The organism is Streptomyces sp. NPDC001156, assembly GCF_053598275.1.
The window spans coordinates 1-15,374 of record NZ_JBSFJX010000043.1; the positions used below are offsets into that span (position 1 = coordinate 1).

General features: G+C 67.9%; 18 protein-coding genes and 3 pseudogenes. 10 read left to right on the forward strand and 11 right to left on the reverse strand.

From position 1 onward, the window contains the following. Window positions 1-175, reverse strand: a pseudogene (locus ACWDA7_RS21385) (IS630 family transposase); the annotation flags it as partial. A gap of 149 nt (window positions 176-324) precedes the next feature. Then, a complete protein-coding gene (locus ACWDA7_RS21390; RefSeq protein ID WP_450605823.1) occupies window positions 325-1,791 on the reverse strand; it encodes an ATP-binding SpoIIE family protein phosphatase in 1,467 nt (488 codons plus the stop codon). A 395-nt stretch (window positions 1,792-2,186) separates the two neighbouring features. Between ACWDA7_RS21390 and ACWDA7_RS21395 the strand changes: the two genes are divergently transcribed. Then, a complete protein-coding gene (locus ACWDA7_RS21395; RefSeq protein ID WP_450605824.1) occupies window positions 2,187-2,399 on the forward strand; it encodes a hypothetical protein in 213 nt (70 codons plus the stop codon). A 664-nt stretch (window positions 2,400-3,063) separates the two neighbouring features. Here ACWDA7_RS21395 and ACWDA7_RS21400 read toward each other — a convergent pair. From ACWDA7_RS21400 to ACWDA7_RS21410, 3 genes are all read right to left on the reverse strand, one after another. Continuing rightward, entirely contained in the window at window positions 3,064-3,570 is a 507-nt protein-coding gene (locus tag ACWDA7_RS21400; RefSeq protein WP_450605825.1) for a large conductance mechanosensitive channel protein MscL, read from the reverse strand. 235 nt (window positions 3,571-3,805) lie between these two features. Beyond that, a complete protein-coding gene (locus tag ACWDA7_RS21405; protein WP_450605826.1) occupies window positions 3,806-3,973 on the reverse strand; it encodes a hypothetical protein in 168 nt (55 codons plus the stop codon). Window positions 3,974-4,550: 577 nt separating this feature from the next. Then, window positions 4,551-4,781: a hypothetical protein gene (locus ACWDA7_RS21410; RefSeq protein ID WP_450605827.1), complete on the reverse strand. Its 231-nt coding sequence runs from the start codon at window positions 4,779-4,781 to the stop codon at window positions 4,551-4,553. 106 nt (window positions 4,782-4,887) lie between these two features. On the opposite strand from ACWDA7_RS21410, the gene ACWDA7_RS21415 reads away from it, so the two are divergent. Continuing rightward, entirely contained in the window at window positions 4,888-5,688 is an 801-nt protein-coding gene (locus tag ACWDA7_RS21415; protein ID WP_450605828.1) for an SDR family NAD(P)-dependent oxidoreductase, read from the forward strand. Between the two features lie 38 nt (window positions 5,689-5,726). Here ACWDA7_RS21415 and ACWDA7_RS21420 read toward each other — a convergent pair whose 3' ends face one another. Then, window positions 5,727-6,347, reverse strand: a complete 621-nt coding sequence (locus ACWDA7_RS21420) for a TetR/AcrR family transcriptional regulator (protein WP_450605829.1) — start codon at window positions 6,345-6,347, stop codon at window positions 5,727-5,729. A 23-nt stretch (window positions 6,348-6,370) separates the two neighbouring features. Here ACWDA7_RS21420 and ACWDA7_RS21425 point away from each other — a divergent pair. The 4 genes and pseudogenes from ACWDA7_RS21425 to ACWDA7_RS21440 all read left to right on the forward strand — a co-directional run. Next, window positions 6,371-7,627 (forward strand): annotated as a pseudogene (locus ACWDA7_RS21425) (PP2C family protein-serine/threonine phosphatase); the annotation flags it as partial. A gap of 67 nt (window positions 7,628-7,694) precedes the next feature. After that, window positions 7,695-7,814, forward strand: a pseudogene (locus ACWDA7_RS21430) (hypothetical protein); the annotation flags it as partial. 106 nt (window positions 7,815-7,920) lie between these two features. Further along, on the forward strand, window positions 7,921-8,301 hold the full coding sequence (locus tag ACWDA7_RS21435) for an ATP-binding protein (protein WP_450605870.1): 381 nt from the start codon (window positions 7,921-7,923) through the stop codon (window positions 8,299-8,301). Between the two features lie 314 nt (window positions 8,302-8,615). Next, window positions 8,616-9,797, forward strand: coding sequence for a PP2C family protein-serine/threonine phosphatase (locus ACWDA7_RS21440; protein WP_450605871.1), 1,182 nt, complete (start codon window positions 8,616-8,618; stop codon window positions 9,795-9,797). A 460-nt stretch (window positions 9,798-10,257) separates the two neighbouring features. On the opposite strand, the gene ACWDA7_RS21445 is transcribed toward ACWDA7_RS21440, so the two are convergent. Both ACWDA7_RS21445 and ACWDA7_RS21450 read right to left on the reverse strand, forming a co-directional pair. Next, window positions 10,258-10,389, reverse strand: coding sequence for an alpha/beta fold hydrolase (locus tag ACWDA7_RS21445; protein WP_450605830.1), 132 nt, complete (start codon window positions 10,387-10,389; stop codon window positions 10,258-10,260). A gap of 4 nt (window positions 10,390-10,393) precedes the next feature. Beyond that, entirely contained in the window at window positions 10,394-10,894 is a 501-nt protein-coding gene (locus ACWDA7_RS21450; protein ID WP_359399164.1) for a Dps family protein, read from the reverse strand. Between the two features lie 172 nt (window positions 10,895-11,066). Here ACWDA7_RS21450 and ACWDA7_RS21455 point away from each other — a divergent pair, with 172 nt between their 5' ends. Further along, window positions 11,067-11,291, forward strand: a complete 225-nt coding sequence (locus ACWDA7_RS21455) for a cold-shock protein (protein ID WP_359399166.1) — start codon at window positions 11,067-11,069, stop codon at window positions 11,289-11,291. Between the two features lie 96 nt (window positions 11,292-11,387). On the opposite strand, the gene ACWDA7_RS21460 is transcribed toward ACWDA7_RS21455, so the two are convergent. Then, complete coding sequence (locus ACWDA7_RS21460; RefSeq protein ID WP_450605831.1) at window positions 11,388-11,693, reverse strand: hypothetical protein; 306 nt, start codon at window positions 11,691-11,693, stop codon at window positions 11,388-11,390. Window positions 11,694-11,799: 106 nt separating this feature from the next. Continuing rightward, window positions 11,800-12,090 (reverse strand): hypothetical protein, encoded by a 291-nt coding sequence (locus tag ACWDA7_RS21465; RefSeq protein WP_450605832.1) that lies wholly within the window; start codon window positions 12,088-12,090, stop codon window positions 11,800-11,802. A 439-nt stretch (window positions 12,091-12,529) separates the two neighbouring features. On the opposite strand from ACWDA7_RS21465, the gene ACWDA7_RS21470 reads away from it, so the two are divergent. Continuing rightward, window positions 12,530-13,195, forward strand: a complete 666-nt coding sequence (locus ACWDA7_RS21470) for a class I SAM-dependent methyltransferase (RefSeq protein ID WP_450605833.1) — start codon at window positions 12,530-12,532, stop codon at window positions 13,193-13,195. Window positions 13,196-13,407: 212 nt separating this feature from the next. Here the strand turns inward: ACWDA7_RS21470 and ACWDA7_RS21475 are convergent, their stop codons facing one another. After that, window positions 13,408-13,752, reverse strand: a complete 345-nt coding sequence (locus ACWDA7_RS21475; RefSeq protein ID WP_432927929.1) for a MarR family transcriptional regulator — start codon at window positions 13,750-13,752, stop codon at window positions 13,408-13,410. Window positions 13,753-13,963: 211 nt separating this feature from the next. Here ACWDA7_RS21475 and ACWDA7_RS21480 point away from each other — a divergent pair, with 211 nt between their 5' ends. Both ACWDA7_RS21480 and ACWDA7_RS21485 read left to right on the forward strand, forming a co-directional pair. Continuing rightward, the gene (locus ACWDA7_RS21480; RefSeq protein WP_450605834.1) at window positions 13,964-14,275 is read left to right on the forward strand and encodes an STAS domain-containing protein; all 312 of its coding nucleotides are present in this window, start codon (window positions 13,964-13,966) and stop codon (window positions 14,273-14,275) included. 112 nt (window positions 14,276-14,387) lie between these two features. Further along, the gene (locus ACWDA7_RS21485; RefSeq protein ID WP_450605835.1) at window positions 14,388-15,347 is read left to right on the forward strand and encodes a D-2-hydroxyacid dehydrogenase family protein; all 960 of its coding nucleotides are present in this window, start codon (window positions 14,388-14,390) and stop codon (window positions 15,345-15,347) included. Window positions 15,348-15,374 lie beyond the last annotated feature (27 nt).

The window sequence follows — 15,374 nt, forward strand, 5'->3', positions numbered from 1 at the left end:
CCGGGCTGGTGAACGTCACCTCGGCGATCTTCGCCACGGGCATGCCCTGCGCGGATAACAGCACCACCTGGGCCCGCCGCCAGGTCACCACCGAACCGGTGCCTCTGCGGATGATCCGCAGCAACCGCCGGCCTTCGTCGTCATCAACCTCCCGGACCTGCACACGTTCAGCCACCTGATCATTCTGGCCGTCCGATACCGCCTGGCGCAGCAAGCGAGCAACGCGTCATGCCAGGGCGAACGTTGATGCGGCACTAGCTACGCCGAATCGGAGGCCGGCCCGGGCAGCAGGCCCTGTGGAGGGCTTCGGGCGGTCCGGCCCGGTCACGCAGCCGATGCCAGGACGGGGGCGACGGGAACCGACGGGGCTGGCTGCTCGGCCCAGACGATCTTCCCGGTGGCGGTGAAGCGGGTTCCCCACCGCTCGGCGAGCTGGGCGACGAGAAAGATGCCGCGACCGCCTTCGTCCGTGTCCGCTGCGTAGCGCAGGTGCGGGGAAGTGCTACTGCCGTCGCTGACCTCGATCACCAGGTTGGTGTCGCGCAGAAGGCGCAGGTGGATGGGGGGTGCCGCGTAGCGGATGGCGTTGGTGACCAGCTCGCTGAGGATGAGTTCGGTGGTGAATGCCGTCTCCTCCAGGTTCCAGTCGGCCAGTTTCGCGAGCACCTCGGTGCGCAGGGCGGGCACCGCGGCGGGAATGGCCGGAATGTCCCATTCGGCGATACGGTCACGGGGAAACGCGCGGGTGCGGGCGACCAGGAGAGCGGCGTCATCGACTGAACGGGCGGGTAGCACCGCCTTCAGGATCCTCTCGCACGTCTTTTCCGGGTCGAGCCCCGCGCCGGAGAGCGTGTCGCACAGCAGCTTCAGGCCGGTCCCGATGTCGCGGTACCGGTTGTGGATGAGCCCGTCGGTGTAGAACACGAGCTGCGTGTCCTCCGGCAGCCGTCGCTCGACGGCCTGAAAGCGCAGGCCGCCCAGACCGAGCGGGGGTCCTTCGGGGAGATCGAGAATCTCCACGCGGCCGTCCGGATGAACGACGGCAGGCGGAAAATGACCGGCCCTTGCCATCGTGCAGCTACGGGAGACCGGGTCGTAGATCGCATACAGGCACGTAGCCGCGACGTTCACATCCTGACTGACGCTCGCCTCCGCATCCATCTGATTAACCAGATCGTCAAGGCGGGCCACCAGCTCGTCGGGCGGCAGGTCAAGGGTGGAGAAATTGAGGACCGCGGTGCGCAGCCGACCCATGGTGACCGCGGAGTGCAGGCCGTGGCCGACCACGTCCCCGACGACCAGGGCGGTGCGGAAGCCTGGGAGGGGGATCACGTCGAACCAGTCCCCGCCGACCTCGGCCTCGGCGGGCACGTAGCGGCACGCCGGCCGGACGGCGCTGGTGTCCGGCAGCACCCGGGGCAGCAGGCTGCGTTGCAGCGTGGTGGCGATGGCGTGCTCGCGGGTGTAGCGGCGAGCCAGCTGAGAGACCGCAAGGCCGACGACGAGCAGCAGCCCGGCGGTGATTATGTCGTCCGCGTTGTTGAAGCGGGTGAAGCTTTCGTACGGGGTGGTGAAGAAGAAGACGTACCACACGGCGGCGGACAGGGCCGCGAGGGCCGCGGCCCAGCGGTAGCTGAGGGCAGCCACTGCCACGACGACCAACATCAGGATCAGAGCCACGTTGGTCTGGGGCAGGGTGGCTCGGACGGGTGCCAGGAGCACACACACGACGAGCGGGACTGCCACTGCCGCAAGGAGCGCGGTCAGCCCCTTCACGAGGCCACGAGGCATGCCACACCTCCCTTCCCTCCGGTGTAGCAGGGCTCACGTGGGGCGGCCAGTCGATGCGGTTCTGGGCCGGAACTCGGGTCGAGGTCCTCGATGGCGCCCACGACCCAGCGGAGAAGCGTGGGCATGCCACTTTGACCAGCTCCTGTCGCCGGAGACAAAAGCCGCGCTTGTCAAGATCGCGTGCGGCGGCTGACACCAGCAAGCGTGAACAGCAGCGGTCGACGCCGGACCTCCCCGGACGATCGACCGGGGCGTAGGAACGGTTGGTCGACGTCGACGGTCCCCGGTGATCGACCTGATAAGGATGAAGCCACAGCTGAAAACTTTTCAGCCGTCCACCGTCGAGGCCACAGCGGCTACGATCTCGCCCACATCAACGGGGAGGAGAGATCTTCGTGGCTATGGGAGCAGCAGGGCTGCCCGGCAGAGAGTGGATGATCAAGGACGCGAAGGGCCGGAAGTACAGCTACGACTCGGAAGAAGAAGCGTTCGAGGAACTGCCCGAGTACGGGGAGGGCGCCACTGTGTGGACCCGCGAGTTCTATCGAGTTCTGTTCGTGACCAAGTCGATCGACGGCTGGAAGCAAGTCCCCGAACCCCGCGGATAGCATGCCCCTCGCGTGCCCGATCGACCGGGAACTGACGAGGAACAGCTCGGCCACAGAAGCCGCAGGTCACAGGCAGGACACCCCTACTTCCGCCTCGAAGCGGCTGTCGCAGGTTCGAATCCTGCCAGGGCACTACATCTGACCAGCGCGTTCACCCGGACGGGGTGGGCGCGCTGATCATCGTGGCCATGGCATTGACCATAAATAGGTTCCGCAGTTGTGGCGAACACGCGATCCAGGCGCCGTCGGCGCGGCAGCGTCTCCCCACGGGGACGGGCTCCAGGCGCGGGGCGTAACCGACCCACTCACCCCCCACTACGAGGACGACTCTCCGCCTTGCGGTGCACCGCACCAGCCGCCTCGGGGCCCGCCCTCAGAGCGGGCCCCGAGGCGATTTGACGACGCGCTCGGCGTCCCGGCGCGAGGCCTGCACGCGCCGGTGCCGCTGATTGCCGACCGCTTCCAATGCGCCATCGGTCCCCCCTTGTACGTGCTTCTCCCACGCCACGTATGACTTCACCATCCCCGCACCTTGGCACGCCTGCCCGTCGCGTGCCCGACCGGGCGGCGATGAGCGGGAACCCACGGGGAACCAGAGGTGCCGGCACCGCTTCTCACAGGTCAGCAACGTCGCAACTGAGGAAGCAACCGCGTACGGCGCCTTTTAACCGGTACTCCAGGTTGTGACCGCACAGGGAATCAGTCGTGGTCTTCCCGTCCGATCAGGGTCGTGGCGTTCCGGTCGCCCGCGGCTGCTCGGTGCCGCAGTGCCGACACTTGGTAGCAGCGGCCGGCAGGTCCTCGGACAGACAGGCCGGGCACGTCTTGACGGGCCCCGGCTCTCCGAAGACCACCGCACCGCGCCGCGCCGCGCCGAATAATGCTTGTACGGTACGACGATGAGGAAGTAGACGACGGCCATGAAGATGATGAAGTAGATGACTGCCGAGATGAAAGAACCGATATCGAGGTACGTGGTCTTGTTGCCCGCTTTGCCGAGTTGCCATCCCAATCCGACTGAACGGCTGCCCTGAGCACGCGCAATGATGGGATTAATGACAAAATCGGTGAACGCCTTGATCAAGGTGCTGAAAGCCAATGCGACAATGAGGCCTACGGCTACGACGATGACGTCGCCGCGCATCAGGAAGTTCTTGAAACCCTTGAGCATTCCCGGCTCCTCGCGATAGGACCCCCGAGCGGGGCAGGGCAGCACGCTACATTCTTCGGCATGCCTTGAGCGTTACGGCGCGGACGCAGGAGGCACTCTTCCCTCGGCCGCCGAAATTCACCGGCGACCGGCACGCCAATTGGACGAATGATCACAACCGGCCAGCCGGGACAGAGGTGGCCTGCGCAGCCTGGCCTACCAGTCGGTGGAGGCCGCCGGCCTGCAGTGAGGACGCCTAACCGGGCTCGTCCTCGAGGGTGAGGACCTCATAGACGCCAGCCAGGCCGCCCAGCGGATCAGCCTCGATCGAGCATGCGAGGCCCGCCTGGTCGCTGAAGAGACCATGGATCACATCCGCGCCACATACGGACCAGACGCGGTTGGCCCGGCCGCCACCTCTCACCGCGCCTTCTGACCCGTTGCAACCCGCGCATGAACACGAGTTCTGTGCTGCTTGACGCCCGAAAGCTGAGAGCTGGGCTGGCCTCCCCGGCGAGAAGGGTTGCCGCACAGCGGGCACACGGCGGGCGTATGACGTGACAGGGCAACGAGCACGGCGATCTAGCAGGTCTTGAAGCGTAGGGCTCCGTGATCCGCAAGGTCGCCGCGCTCGGCTCACATGAGCCACGCACTCGCGATCTACATCATCAAACCGCGCGAACGGGCCTCTCCCCGGGGCTCTGGGATCAACAGCCCCGCATCATTTTGCTTAGACCTAGAACCAGTTGATGCTCTGCCAGGAACCGTTGACGTACTTCTGGTATCCCTCCTGAGTTACGTCGAACGTGGAACCGCACTGGGCGGTGCTGTAACCGGCAGAAGAAAGGACGTTGCCGTAAACCTTCCCCGCTCCCGAGTTGACCCGCGAAAGGCAGTTGGCGACGGCGCGGACCTTCTGCCCACACTTCGGAGCCTCTCAGTAGATCTTGGCGCCGTTGCTCACGCTTTCCTTTACATGTCGAGGTTCCCGGCCGGGAGGGTCAGCCGCCGCCCGGTACCTCGGGAGGATCACCGGCCGCTTCAACGAGTGGATCCTCAGCCGCCCGGAGACTCTCACCGAGCCCGAACAGCGCCGGCTCAAGGCCGTCCGCACGCATTGCCCCGAACTCGATCCCCTCACCCGGCAGGTCCGCTCCTTCGCGGCGATGCTCACCGAGCGCCACGGCGAACGCTGCCGCGGCATGCTCGCCCCCGGTCGGCAGCGCCCGCACTCTTCCCACTCCACAAGAAGTCTACAGCTGTAGACTTACGGGAGAGAGACTTCGTATCACCGCAGAGTGCGGCGTGCGAAGCGGGTCCATGAGAGGGAAATACGAGATGAATCTCAACCTGACCGGTAAGCGCGCGCTCGTCACAGGTTCGAGCGCGGGGCTCGGCGAGGCCACTACGAAGCTGCTGGCGGCCGAGGGGGCCGCGATCGTGGTCCACGGCCGGGACAGGGACCGCACGGAGAAGGTCGCGCGGGAGATCCGCGAAGCCGGCGGCACGGCCGGCACGGTCGTCGGTGACCTCGCCGACGACCGTGCCGCCGCCGACGTCGCCCGGGCCGCCACTGCGGACGGCCCCGTCGACATCCTCGTCAACCACGCCGGCTTCTACCGGCACCTGTCCTGGGCCGAAGCCACCCCCGACGAGTGGCGCGACACCTACAACGTCAACGTCGTCTCAGGCGTCCGCATGATCCAGCACCTGGTCCCCGCCATGCGCGAACGCGGCTGGGGTCGTGTCGTCACCATCGGCGGCGGACTCGCCTCCCAGCCGATGAACACCCACCCCCAGTACAACGCCACCCTGGCCGCCCGGCACAACCTCGCCGTCTCCCTCGCCCGCGACCTCAAGGGCACCGGTGTCACATCGAACATCGTCTCCCCCGGAGCGATCCTCGTCGAAGCCACCAAGGACCTCGTCACCAGCATCGGGCCCGCCCGCGGCTGGGGCCGGACCTGGGACGAGATCCAGCCCAACGCCGTCCAGGCCCTCATCCCCAACGACCAGGAACGCTTCGGCGCACCCGATGAGATCGCCGCAGCCGTCGCCTACCTCTGCAGCGACTACGCCCAGTACGTCAGCGGAGCCACGATCCGCGTCGACGGCGGACTCATCCGCTCCGCCTTCTGAGCCAACACCCCGCCATCCCGCGTGTCGGCGACTGACGGCTACCCATCGGTGCCGTCGAGACCGGTTCCGGGCACAGAAGTGCCACCCGCCTCGCGGATGACCGGTTCAAGCATGTCGGCGAGCAGGGCGGCGAGGCGGCCCTCGTCGGCCCTGACGAGCGGGGTGGTACCGACGACGCTGCGCAGCAGCCACGTTCCGGCGACCAATGCCAGGGCGAGCTGCGCGCGGACGTCGGCGTCCGATCCGTCGAGCAACCCCGCGAGACGGGCGCCCACATGGGTTTCCACACCCTGCCGGACGATGTCCGCCGCCTCCGGATCCGGTGCCGAGCGCAGCAACAGGAGGAACGGGTCGAGCCGCTCGGCGCCGAACGCGGTGCGCTCGGCGAGCGTGTGGGCGATGGCGCCCGCCAAACCGGTGCGTTCGTCGCCGACGACGGTCGGCGGTGCGAAGGCACGATCGACGGCCTGCGCGAACAGGCCTTCCTTCGAGCCGAAGTAGCGGTTGATCATCATCGCCGTCACACCCGCCCGCTCTGCGATCTGCCGTACCCCGGCCCCGGCGTATCCGTGCTCGGTGAACTCCATGACTGCGGCGGCGAGAATCGCCTCGCGTGTCGCGGCGCCGTCGCGCTTACGGGCAGGATGTGCAGTGCTCATGGTCAGGAGCATACGGGGCGCTGATGCGCGGATTTCGGGATCACGGAGCCGCGATCGGCGCGCTGGGCCTCCCCGTCGTCGGCTCTGTGTACCGCGGCCGCACACCCGCCGATCCCGGCAGAGACCACGTCTGGGAGACGTCCTCGTTCACGCTGACCGGCCCGGACGGCCAAACCCTGGGCGTCACCGACACAGTCGTCGACATCACCGACCGCCACCGCACCCGCGAGCGCCTGGCCCTGCTCGACGAAGCCGCCGCCCGCATCGGAACGACACTCGATGTCACGCGCACGACCCAGGAACTTGCCGATGTCCTCGTCCCGCGCGTCGCCGACCTTGCGTCGATCGACCTCCTGGACGGCGTGGCGGCGGGCGAAGAGTCCCCGCCCTCAGGCCCAGGACTGGTCACGCTCCGTCTCACGGCGCGCAAGGCCTCTCGTCCCGAAATCACCGAAGGGCTCCGGCGGATCGGACAGGTCCAGGACTTCCCTGTCGGCTCGCCCCACACCCAGAGCCTCGCCGACGGGCAGCCCATGCTGCTGTCGACCATCGACCCCGAGGTCGACTGGATCCGCAACTCCCCTGACCCCAGAACCCGGAAAGTGCTGACGCACGGGACGCACTCCCTCATGGTGGTGCCCCTTCGCGCCAGGGACACGATCCTGGGAGTGGCGCATCTGTACCGCACAGCGGCCCGCCCGGACTCCTTCGAACCCGACGACCGGATTCTCGTACTGGAGTTGGTCGCTCGCGCCGCCGTCTGTGTGGACAACGCCCGCCGCTACACCGGCGAGCGCGACGCCGCCGTCACCCTCCAGCAGAGCATGCTCCCGCGCAGCGTGCCGGACCAGAGCGCGGTCCACGTCGCGCACCATTATCGGCCCGCCCGCGCACACGCCGGGGTGAGCGGCTGCTGGTTCGATGTGATACCGCTGTCCGGCGCCCGCGTGGCCCTGACCGTCGGCGACATACCCGGCACGGGCGTCGAGGCCACCGCTTGTATGGGGCAGATCTGCTCCGCCGTACGCACCCTCGCACAACTGGACCTAGCCCCCGACGAGGTGCTGGCCCGGCTCGACGACATGGTTCCGCGCCTGGTCGAACGCGAACACACCGCGGGATCCCCGCCCATCATGAAGAAGCTGGTCGGTGCCACGTGCCTGTACGCGGTCTACGACCCGGTCTCCCGCCGGTGCGTCATGGCGAGCGCCGGACACCCCGCGCCCGTGGTCGCCGATCCGGCCGACCAGGTCCGCTTCGCCGAACTGCCGTCCAACCAGCCGCTGGGCCAAGGCGACCCCGTCTTCGGAACCCCACGAAGTGGAGCTTGCCGAGGGAAGCGCCCTCGTGCTGTACACCCAAAGCCTCGTCCACGCTTGTCATGCGGACCGCACGCTGGAGGAGCGGCTCGGCGCGATCATCACGCAGTCCCGCCGTTCACCGGACGAGATCTGTCGAGCAGTTGTCGACGCGGTGACCCCTCACCTGGCGCCCCAGGACGACTTGGCGCTGCTGCTCGCCCGCACCCGCACGCTCGACGCCGAACAGGTCTTCACATGGGACGTGCCACCTGATCCCACCGCCGTCGCCGACGCCCGTTCGCTCGCCCTGCGCCGGGTCCACGAGTGGGGTCTGGAACGACCTGGCCTTCAGCACCGAACTCATCATCAGCGAACTGGTCACCAACGCCATCCGCCACGGCACCCCACCGATCCGCCTCCGGCTCATCCGCGACCGCATGCTGATCCTCGAGGTCAGCGACGCCAGCAGCACCTCACCGCACATCCGCCGGGCCGCCACCACCGACGAAGGCGGACGCGGGCTCTTCCTCGTCGCCCAGTGCTCCCACCGCTGGGGAACCCGCTACCACGCCACCGGCAAGACCATCTGGGCAGAACAATCCATGACCGACAGCCCTCTCGCCGCGTCGCACCGCGGCCCGGAGAAATTCTGAGGGTCCGGACAGCGCGCCTGCCGCTACCGACGACAACGCTGCCACCCGAACAGTCGACAGCGGTCGGGGAGGCGTGCGACCAGTCCGAGCGCACTGCCCGACAACGTCGACGGACGACGGCGGACAAGCGCGCACCGATGAATACGTGGGGCGAGAGGCACGGCCCCGCCCAGGAACCGCCGCTACCGGCCGGACTCACCGCTCTCGACAAGGGGTCTCCAGCCCGCCCGAGGCCCATCCGAGGGTGCTCCACGACGACCGGGAAGCCGCCCTTGGAGCCAATGGGTGACGGCCATCGCGTGGCGGGACGAGGCATGGGCGAGGCGGGTGAGGTGAGCGGGCGGGCAGGCGGGCGGCCAGTTAACCTGACCGGCCAGGAGCCCCCTCGACGTCGGGAGCAGCACGTGGCAAGGCTGGGAGTGTGGAAGTGGGCGGGAGAGCACGGCCGCCTGCTGCCGGCCGTCCTGCTCCTCTTCGCCGTGTCGATGGACCTCGGCACGCCACCCACCGTCAGCGCTTCGGCCCTCTACACGGCTGCGATCCTGGCGGCCGCCCCCCTGCTGTCCCTGCGCGGCACCATCCTCACCGGGGTGAGTGCGTTATTCCTCGACTGGGCCATGTTCGTCAATTTCGGCTATCGCCAGAGTGCGATCGCCTTCAGCGAGCTGAGCATGGTTGCGACAGTCACCGTGATCGCGGCCTTCCTCAATCGCCTCTTGTACCACCGGGAGATGCAGCTTCGGTCCGTACGCGACATTGCCGCCGCTGTTCAGCGTGCCGTCCTGCCGCACCCGCCGGAGAGAATCGGTCCGCTGCGCTTCGCCGCACGCTACGAGGCCGCTCAAACGGATGCGCAGATCGGCGGGGACCTCTACTCGGTGGTCGACACGCCGTTCGGCGTACGCTGCGTGATCGGCGATGTACGCGGCAAGGGGATGGGAGCCGTCAGGGCGGTCGCGGTCGGCATCGGGACTTTCCGAGAGGCAGCCCAGCAGGAACCCAGCCTGATCGGCCTCGTGGAACGGCTTGAGCGAGCCGTCGCTCTCGAGGCCCGGCAGTCGGGGAGTACGACCGAGCTCGAAGGGTTCATCACAGGCGTGTTGGCGGAATTCCCCCGGTGGGGAAAGGAAGTCCGGTTGGTCAACCGGGGACACCCGGCGCCTCTGCTGTTCCTGGGAGACACAGTGCAGTACGTCGAGCCCGGTCGGCCCAATCTGCCCCTCGGCCTGGCTGCCCTCGGTACCAACCCCGAGTGCGTCGACACGATGACGTTCCCCGAAGGGGCCAGTCTGCTGCTCTACACCGACGGACTCACCGAAGCCCGGGACGAGACGGGCACCTTCTACGACCCTGTCGGCAGGTTCAAGGGGCTTCGGCATCCCGGCCCGGAAGCCCTCCTTGACGCCCTGCTTGCCGACGTGTCCCGGCACACCGGTGGCCAGAGAACTGATGACTTGGCGCTGCTGGCCATCACCCGGACACCCGACAACGCTTGACCGACGAGCGCTCGCCGCTGGCACTCCGGCCTCTGGCGGTGTCGCCTCTCACCGACGGGGCTGTACCAGCCCGGGTGCTGCGGCCGTACCAGCAGCGTCACCGCGCGGGTCGGCATCGCTCGCTGTCCCAACGCCCCGCCGCTCACCGGTCGTTCGGGCAGGCTCGAAGAACGGCTCGGGCACGGACTGGGCCACGGAATAAAACCAGAACCTGGGATCGGTGAGGATCCGGTACAGGAACTCCGCGGCGGTCAGGTGGCCTTGGCTCTGTGACGACCGGACCGACAGCTGGGCGTGGACCCCTCGCCGGGGCGCAGCGGCGGTTGCCGTACAGCAGCGGAGTACGGCAACCGCGGTACGGCAACCACAGCAACAGACCATCACCGGCCCCTGACACCCACACGACCCGCCTCCCCAACCGCTATGACCTTGCAGCCGAGAGGAGGGCGTGGGCCGCGTCTCACCCTCGGTCGCGGTACGGGGCAAGGAACGTGGTCAGCGCCCCCAGCATCTCCTCGGGTGCCTCTTCCGCGACCCAGTGACCGCAGCCGGGAATGACCAGGCTCTGCACGTCGTCCGCGACAGCCCTCAAACGGTCAGACGATCCGGTTTTCCGCGCTGACCATCCAGGCGTACTTCTCCAGGGAGTCGATGATCGCGTGCAGCAGGTCGGCCGTGGAGGGATCCTCGCTGTCGACCTGGTCATGGTGGGTGCGCAAGGTGTCGACGGTGGCGCGCAGACGCGTGGTGACAAGATCGACGACCGCGCTCACGCTCAGCTCGCCCTCCGGGAACGGGGGGAGCGTGGTGGTCGTGGCCACGGTGTCGGAACGGCCGTCCGGCCAGGTTCCGAGAGCGCGCATGCGTTCGGCGATGGTGTCGGCCGACTCCCGGGCGTCGTCGACGATCTCGTCCAGTTGAAGGTGCAGATCCCGGAAGTTGTGGCCGACCAGGTTCCAGTGGGCCTGTTTCCCCTGGAGATGCAGTTCGACGAGATCCACCACGATCTGCTGCAGCGCTCGGGCCAGCTGTGGCGAGGCCGTGAATCCGGTGACGTCGGTCTCCGAGCGTCGGGAACCCCCAGGAGAAGCGGTCATGGCGTGTCTCCTTCAGAAAGCACCACACAGCAGACCCCCTGGAACAGGGGGCCTGTTCATCTACGCGATCAACCCTACGTAGGCCTCCCCGTACCGCCACTGCGCCTGATCCGGTCGGGCGGACATCCGAGGGGTACGTGCCGCCGCAGACAGAGCCCGTAGGGTTCCACCCATGGTGACTGCGACCGTCCGCGAGTGGAGCGACGAGGAAGGATGGGGCGTGCTCGACTCACCCGAGACGCCCGGCGGCTGCTTCGGCCACTTCTCCGCCATCCAGATGACCGGCTTCCGCACACTGTCGCCCGGACAGCAGGTGGACCTCACCTGGGAAGCCCCCGGCTTCGAACAGGACGGGTACGACTACCGCGCAGTGAACATCGTGCCTCGGCCTGCCTGACATCCGCATCCGGCTGTGAGGGTGTCGATGGAGCCGCCTGAAGTCTGCCCCTTCATCTGACAATGCGTGCTGCCCGGTTGATCGATGGCACGCCGATCACTCAAGGGAGATCAGGCAGCAGACGACGACGAACGCGGTGAACCAGCCGGTGAGCGCAGCGATTGTTCCGATGGCCCAGGGCCATTCGAGCTCCCACCGGGCGACGGCGCGCCACAACATGTGGACCGAAGCGAGGAGTGCCACGGCCAGCCCCGGAACGCCGAGGACGAATGCGGCGAAGAGCCAGGTGTCGTGAGGGTTGAGTTCGCAGCCGAAGCCGATCCCCTCGCATCGGCCCTCGGCGACCGACGTGGGGAGCTGCGTCCACCACAGGGTCAGGCCGCCGATGAGCATCGGGTTCACGATCGTGAGCGTACCCAGCCGTCCGGTGCGTACCCGTCGGCGTACTCACTCGCGCTGAGCAGGATCCTTGATCGCCACCCGGGCGTACGCCGTGCGCTCGTCGGTGTCATTCGCCGGACGTGCGGCCGGCCCGCCTCTCCAGGCGCATCGCGTCTCGGTGGCTTCTCACCGAACTGCGCATCCACACCGCGGCTACGAGGAACACCAGGCCGGACACCACCGCCAGCCCCCAGGACGCGTACGCGATGCCAAGGACGCACCCGGCCAGCCCGATCAGCGCGACGAGCACGCTTCTCCAGGCCGTCCACAGGACGCCCCGCTGCGCACTGTCGAACAGCATGCCGCCTACGCCGAAGCTGGTGACAGGACCGTTCTCGCTGTCCTCTCGTTTCGGCATCCCGGCAGTGTGCCGCCTCAAGACGTGGGCGCGCGTTAATGCCCGTCCAAGGCCAGCCGTCGATCCGGCGGCGGCTTCGCTCCCGTCTGGCAACGTGCTGGTGAGCGCGGTGGCCGTCAACAGGCTGATGCGCGAGGGGCGGTGAGTTCTCAGGCCGACTTCACGAGGGTGCCTTTCGCGAGCGGCACGGACAGCTCGCGAGCACCGTTCCCGGGCGCCTGGGCGGAACGCGCCCTGACGGCAGGGAAGTTGCAAGCGAAAGGTTGCCGTTCGACAACTGACGGATGTTCTGCGCGTGCCACCTCCACGCGCATGGCCCACCTGTTGTCGGAGCTGCCCCACCCGGGGGTCCCTGCGGGATTCACAGGACTCGGCACTGACGTTCCCCACCTGGATCGCCGCCGGGGCCACTGTCGGTGCCCCCGTCTAGATTCACCGCGTGACCGAGTCCTCCTACCTCGCCGCGGTCCGGGAGTCGTACGACACCGTGGCCGCCGCATACACCGCTCGTGTGAAGACCCCCGCCGAGCTGGACCCCTTGTCCCGCTCGATGCTGGCCGCGTTCGCCGAACTCGTACGGGCCGATGACCGCGGCCCGGTCGCGGACCTGGGGTGCGGCCCCGGCAAGGTGACGGCACACCTGGCCGGCCTGGGAGTCCCGGCATTCGGGATCGACGTGTCGCCGAAGATGATCGAACTGGCGCGAGAGGCCCATCCGGGCCTGCGGTTCTCTGTCGGTTCGATGACGGCGCTGGAGCTCGATGACGGAGTGCTCGGCGGGATCCTGGCCTACTACTCGACTCACCACACGCCGCCGGACTTGCTGCCGGTCGTGTTCGCGGAGTTCCATCGCGCCCTGGCGCCCGGTGGGCATCTGCTGCTGGTCGGTCATGTGGGGGACGGCGAGCAGGTGCGTCCCACGCACGCCTATGGTGGCCACCCCGTCTCGTACCGGTCCTATCTGCTACCGGTGGACCGGCTCGCCGAACTGCTGGACCAGACCGGGCTCGTCGTCACCGCACACCTGATGCAGCAGCCCGACGAAGGGACGAAGAGGACGATCGCCAGCTTCCTGGTCCGCAGACCGGAGCTTCCCGGGGCTTGAGATCACGGCCAGGGACGGGCTCAAGCCCTTCCTGGCCGCACCCGCCGAGATCCGGCCGGTGGAGCGAATCCTCCGCGGCGATCCCGACAAGGGCATGATCCAGTAGCGACCGGCCCCCTCGGGCCGTCACTGCGGAGCCCGTCGATGCGGTGTCCGCGCGGGGGCCCTGCGGACCACGGCGGCCGGGGCCGCCTCGACGCCACCACCCGGCGTTACTGCTGTGCACCCATCTGCATGCTCGACGTCGTACCACGGTCGGCTTCGTCGTGGACCAGCAGGGAGAGCAGGGACGCCACGGTCAGACCGGCCTCGGCCGGATGCCGCAGCACCTTGCCCGGCTCGATGCGGTAGGTGTTCGTGCGTCCCTCGCGCATGTGCGACAGATAACCGTCCTGCTCAAGATCGGAAATGATCCGCTGAACGGCGCGTTCAGTGAGCCTGCAGTGAGCAGCGATGTCTCGGATGCGGACGTTCGGGTCATCAGCGATGGCCGCCAGCACGCGTGCGTGGTTGGTGACGAACGTCCATCCGCTATGAGGTTCAGGCACTCCAACCATGGGTGAATCTTAAGGTTCACCCTTGGCTGCAGTCGAATACGTGACATATATTTCGTGCAAGAAATGACGTGTTCGATCGTGGGAAGACCCCGCGACGGAGGATGACCGGGTGTCCTGGGGAGAGACCGTGATACCGGAGCACGCCTCGGGAATGCAGGCATCGCCACAAGGTGAGGGCCAAGCCGCCCCATCGCCGAAGCTGCCGTACGTCATGACCCTCACCACCCGTCCTGAGGGCGACAGGGTGGTCGTGGTGCTGCGCGGCGCCATCGACTGGGAGGACGAAGAAGCGCTCAGGCGCGCCCTGCTCGACGCTCTCGGCCGGACCGTCCGGGGAATCGACCTCGACCTCAAGGAGGTCTCCTTCTGGGACTGCTCCGGCCTCAATGTCCTGCTCGCCGTGCGCCGCGTGGCATTGCTGGACGGCAAGACAGTGGTCCTTCGGGCGACCAGTCCCGTGGTGGATCGCGTACTCGAGTTGACCGACACGCTGGCGCTGTTCACTGTCGGCGCCGAGCAGTGATCTCTTCGGCGGTGCCGGGCCCACCAGGCTGACGCGCTCGCCGACCTCTCGGGCCGACCACGCCCCGCAGACCCTTGGGTAAAGTCTCCCCGTTGATCAGAAGGGGGCTCACATGCGACTTCGCTGTGCCGTGCTCGACGACTTCCAGCAGATCGCGACCTCCGTCGCGGACTGGTCGCCGCTGGAGGACCGGGTCGACGTCGTGTCCTTCGCCGAGCACTTCGCCGACGAGGACACCTTGGCCGAGGCACTCGCCGAGTTCGACATCGTCGTCACGCTGCGCGAGCGCGTCGCGTTCCCCCGCTCGCTGCTCGCCCGGCTGCCCCGTCTGAGGCTCCTTGTCGCCTCAGGGATGCGGAACAGTGTCATCGACTACGCCGCCGCCGAGACGCACGGAGTGACCGTGTGCGGCACAGCGAGTTCCTCCACGCCACCCGTCGAACTGACCTGGGCCCTGCTGCTCGGGCTCGCACGCGGCATCGTGGAGGAGACCAACGCCGTGCGCGACGGCGGGCCTTGGCAGAGCACCGTGGGAGCCGATCTGCACGGGCGGCGGCTGGGAGTGCTCGGCCTCGGGAAGATCGGCAGCCGGGTGGCGCAGGTCGGGCTCGCCTTCGGCATGGACGTCGTCGCCTGGAGCCGGAATCTCACCAAGGAGCGCGCGGACGAGGTCGGCGCCGAACTCGCCTCCTCAATGGACGTCTTGCTCGCAAGCAGCGACTTCGTCTCGGTGCACCTCGCGCTCGGCGACCGCACCCGCGGGCTGCTCGGCGCTCGCGAACTCGCGTTGCTGAAGCCGACCGCCTATCTGATCAACACCTCCCGCGCCGCCATCGTCGACCAGGACGCCCTGCTGGCAGCGTTGCACGAGGGCCGGATCGCGGGCGCCGGCATCGATGTCTTCGACGTGGAACCGCTTCCGGCCGACCACCCGATGCGCACCGCACCGCGCCTGCTCGCCACCCCGCACCTGGGTTATGTGTCGCGCGCCAACTATGCGACGTACTACGGCCACGCCGTCGAGGACATCCAGGCATACCTCGCTGGAGAGCCGGTACGCCGCCTGGGCTGATCCAGCCGGCCCGGTATCCCGGTCCCA

What these genes read in the sequence shown, in the direction of transcription:
- ACWDA7_RS21390 (WP_450605823.1), bottom strand. Translation starts at nt 1,791, where the DNA reads ATGCCTCGTGGCCTCGTGAAGGGGCTGACCGCGCTCCTTGCGGCAGTG.
- ACWDA7_RS21400 (WP_450605825.1), bottom strand. Translation starts at nt 3,570, where the DNA reads ATGCTCAAGGGTTTCAAGAACTTCCTGATGCGCGGCGACGTCATCGTC.
- ACWDA7_RS21415 (WP_450605828.1), top strand. Translation starts at nt 4,888, where the DNA reads ATGAATCTCAACCTGACCGGTAAGCGCGCGCTCGTCACAGGTTCGAGC.
- ACWDA7_RS21420 (WP_450605829.1), bottom strand. Translation starts at nt 6,347, where the DNA reads ATGAGCACTGCACATCCTGCCCGTAAGCGCGACGGCGCCGCGACACGC.
- ACWDA7_RS21440 (WP_450605871.1), top strand. Translation starts at nt 8,616, where the DNA reads ATGGGCGAGGCGGGTGAGGTGAGCGGGCGGGCAGGCGGGCGGCCAGTT.
- ACWDA7_RS21450 (WP_359399164.1), bottom strand. Translation starts at nt 10,894, where the DNA reads ATGACCGCTTCTCCTGGGGGTTCCCGACGCTCGGAGACCGACGTCACC.
- ACWDA7_RS21455 (WP_359399166.1), top strand. Translation starts at nt 11,067, where the DNA reads ATGGTGACTGCGACCGTCCGCGAGTGGAGCGACGAGGAAGGATGGGGC.
- ACWDA7_RS21465 (WP_450605832.1), bottom strand. Translation starts at nt 12,090, where the DNA reads ATGCCGAAACGAGAGGACAGCGAGAACGGTCCTGTCACCAGCTTCGGC.
- ACWDA7_RS21475 (WP_432927929.1), bottom strand. Translation starts at nt 13,752, where the DNA reads ATGGTTGGAGTGCCTGAACCTCATAGCGGATGGACGTTCGTCACCAAC.
- ACWDA7_RS21480 (WP_450605834.1), top strand. Translation starts at nt 13,964, where the DNA reads ATGACCCTCACCACCCGTCCTGAGGGCGACAGGGTGGTCGTGGTGCTG.
- ACWDA7_RS21485 (WP_450605835.1), top strand. Translation starts at nt 14,388, where the DNA reads ATGCGACTTCGCTGTGCCGTGCTCGACGACTTCCAGCAGATCGCGACC.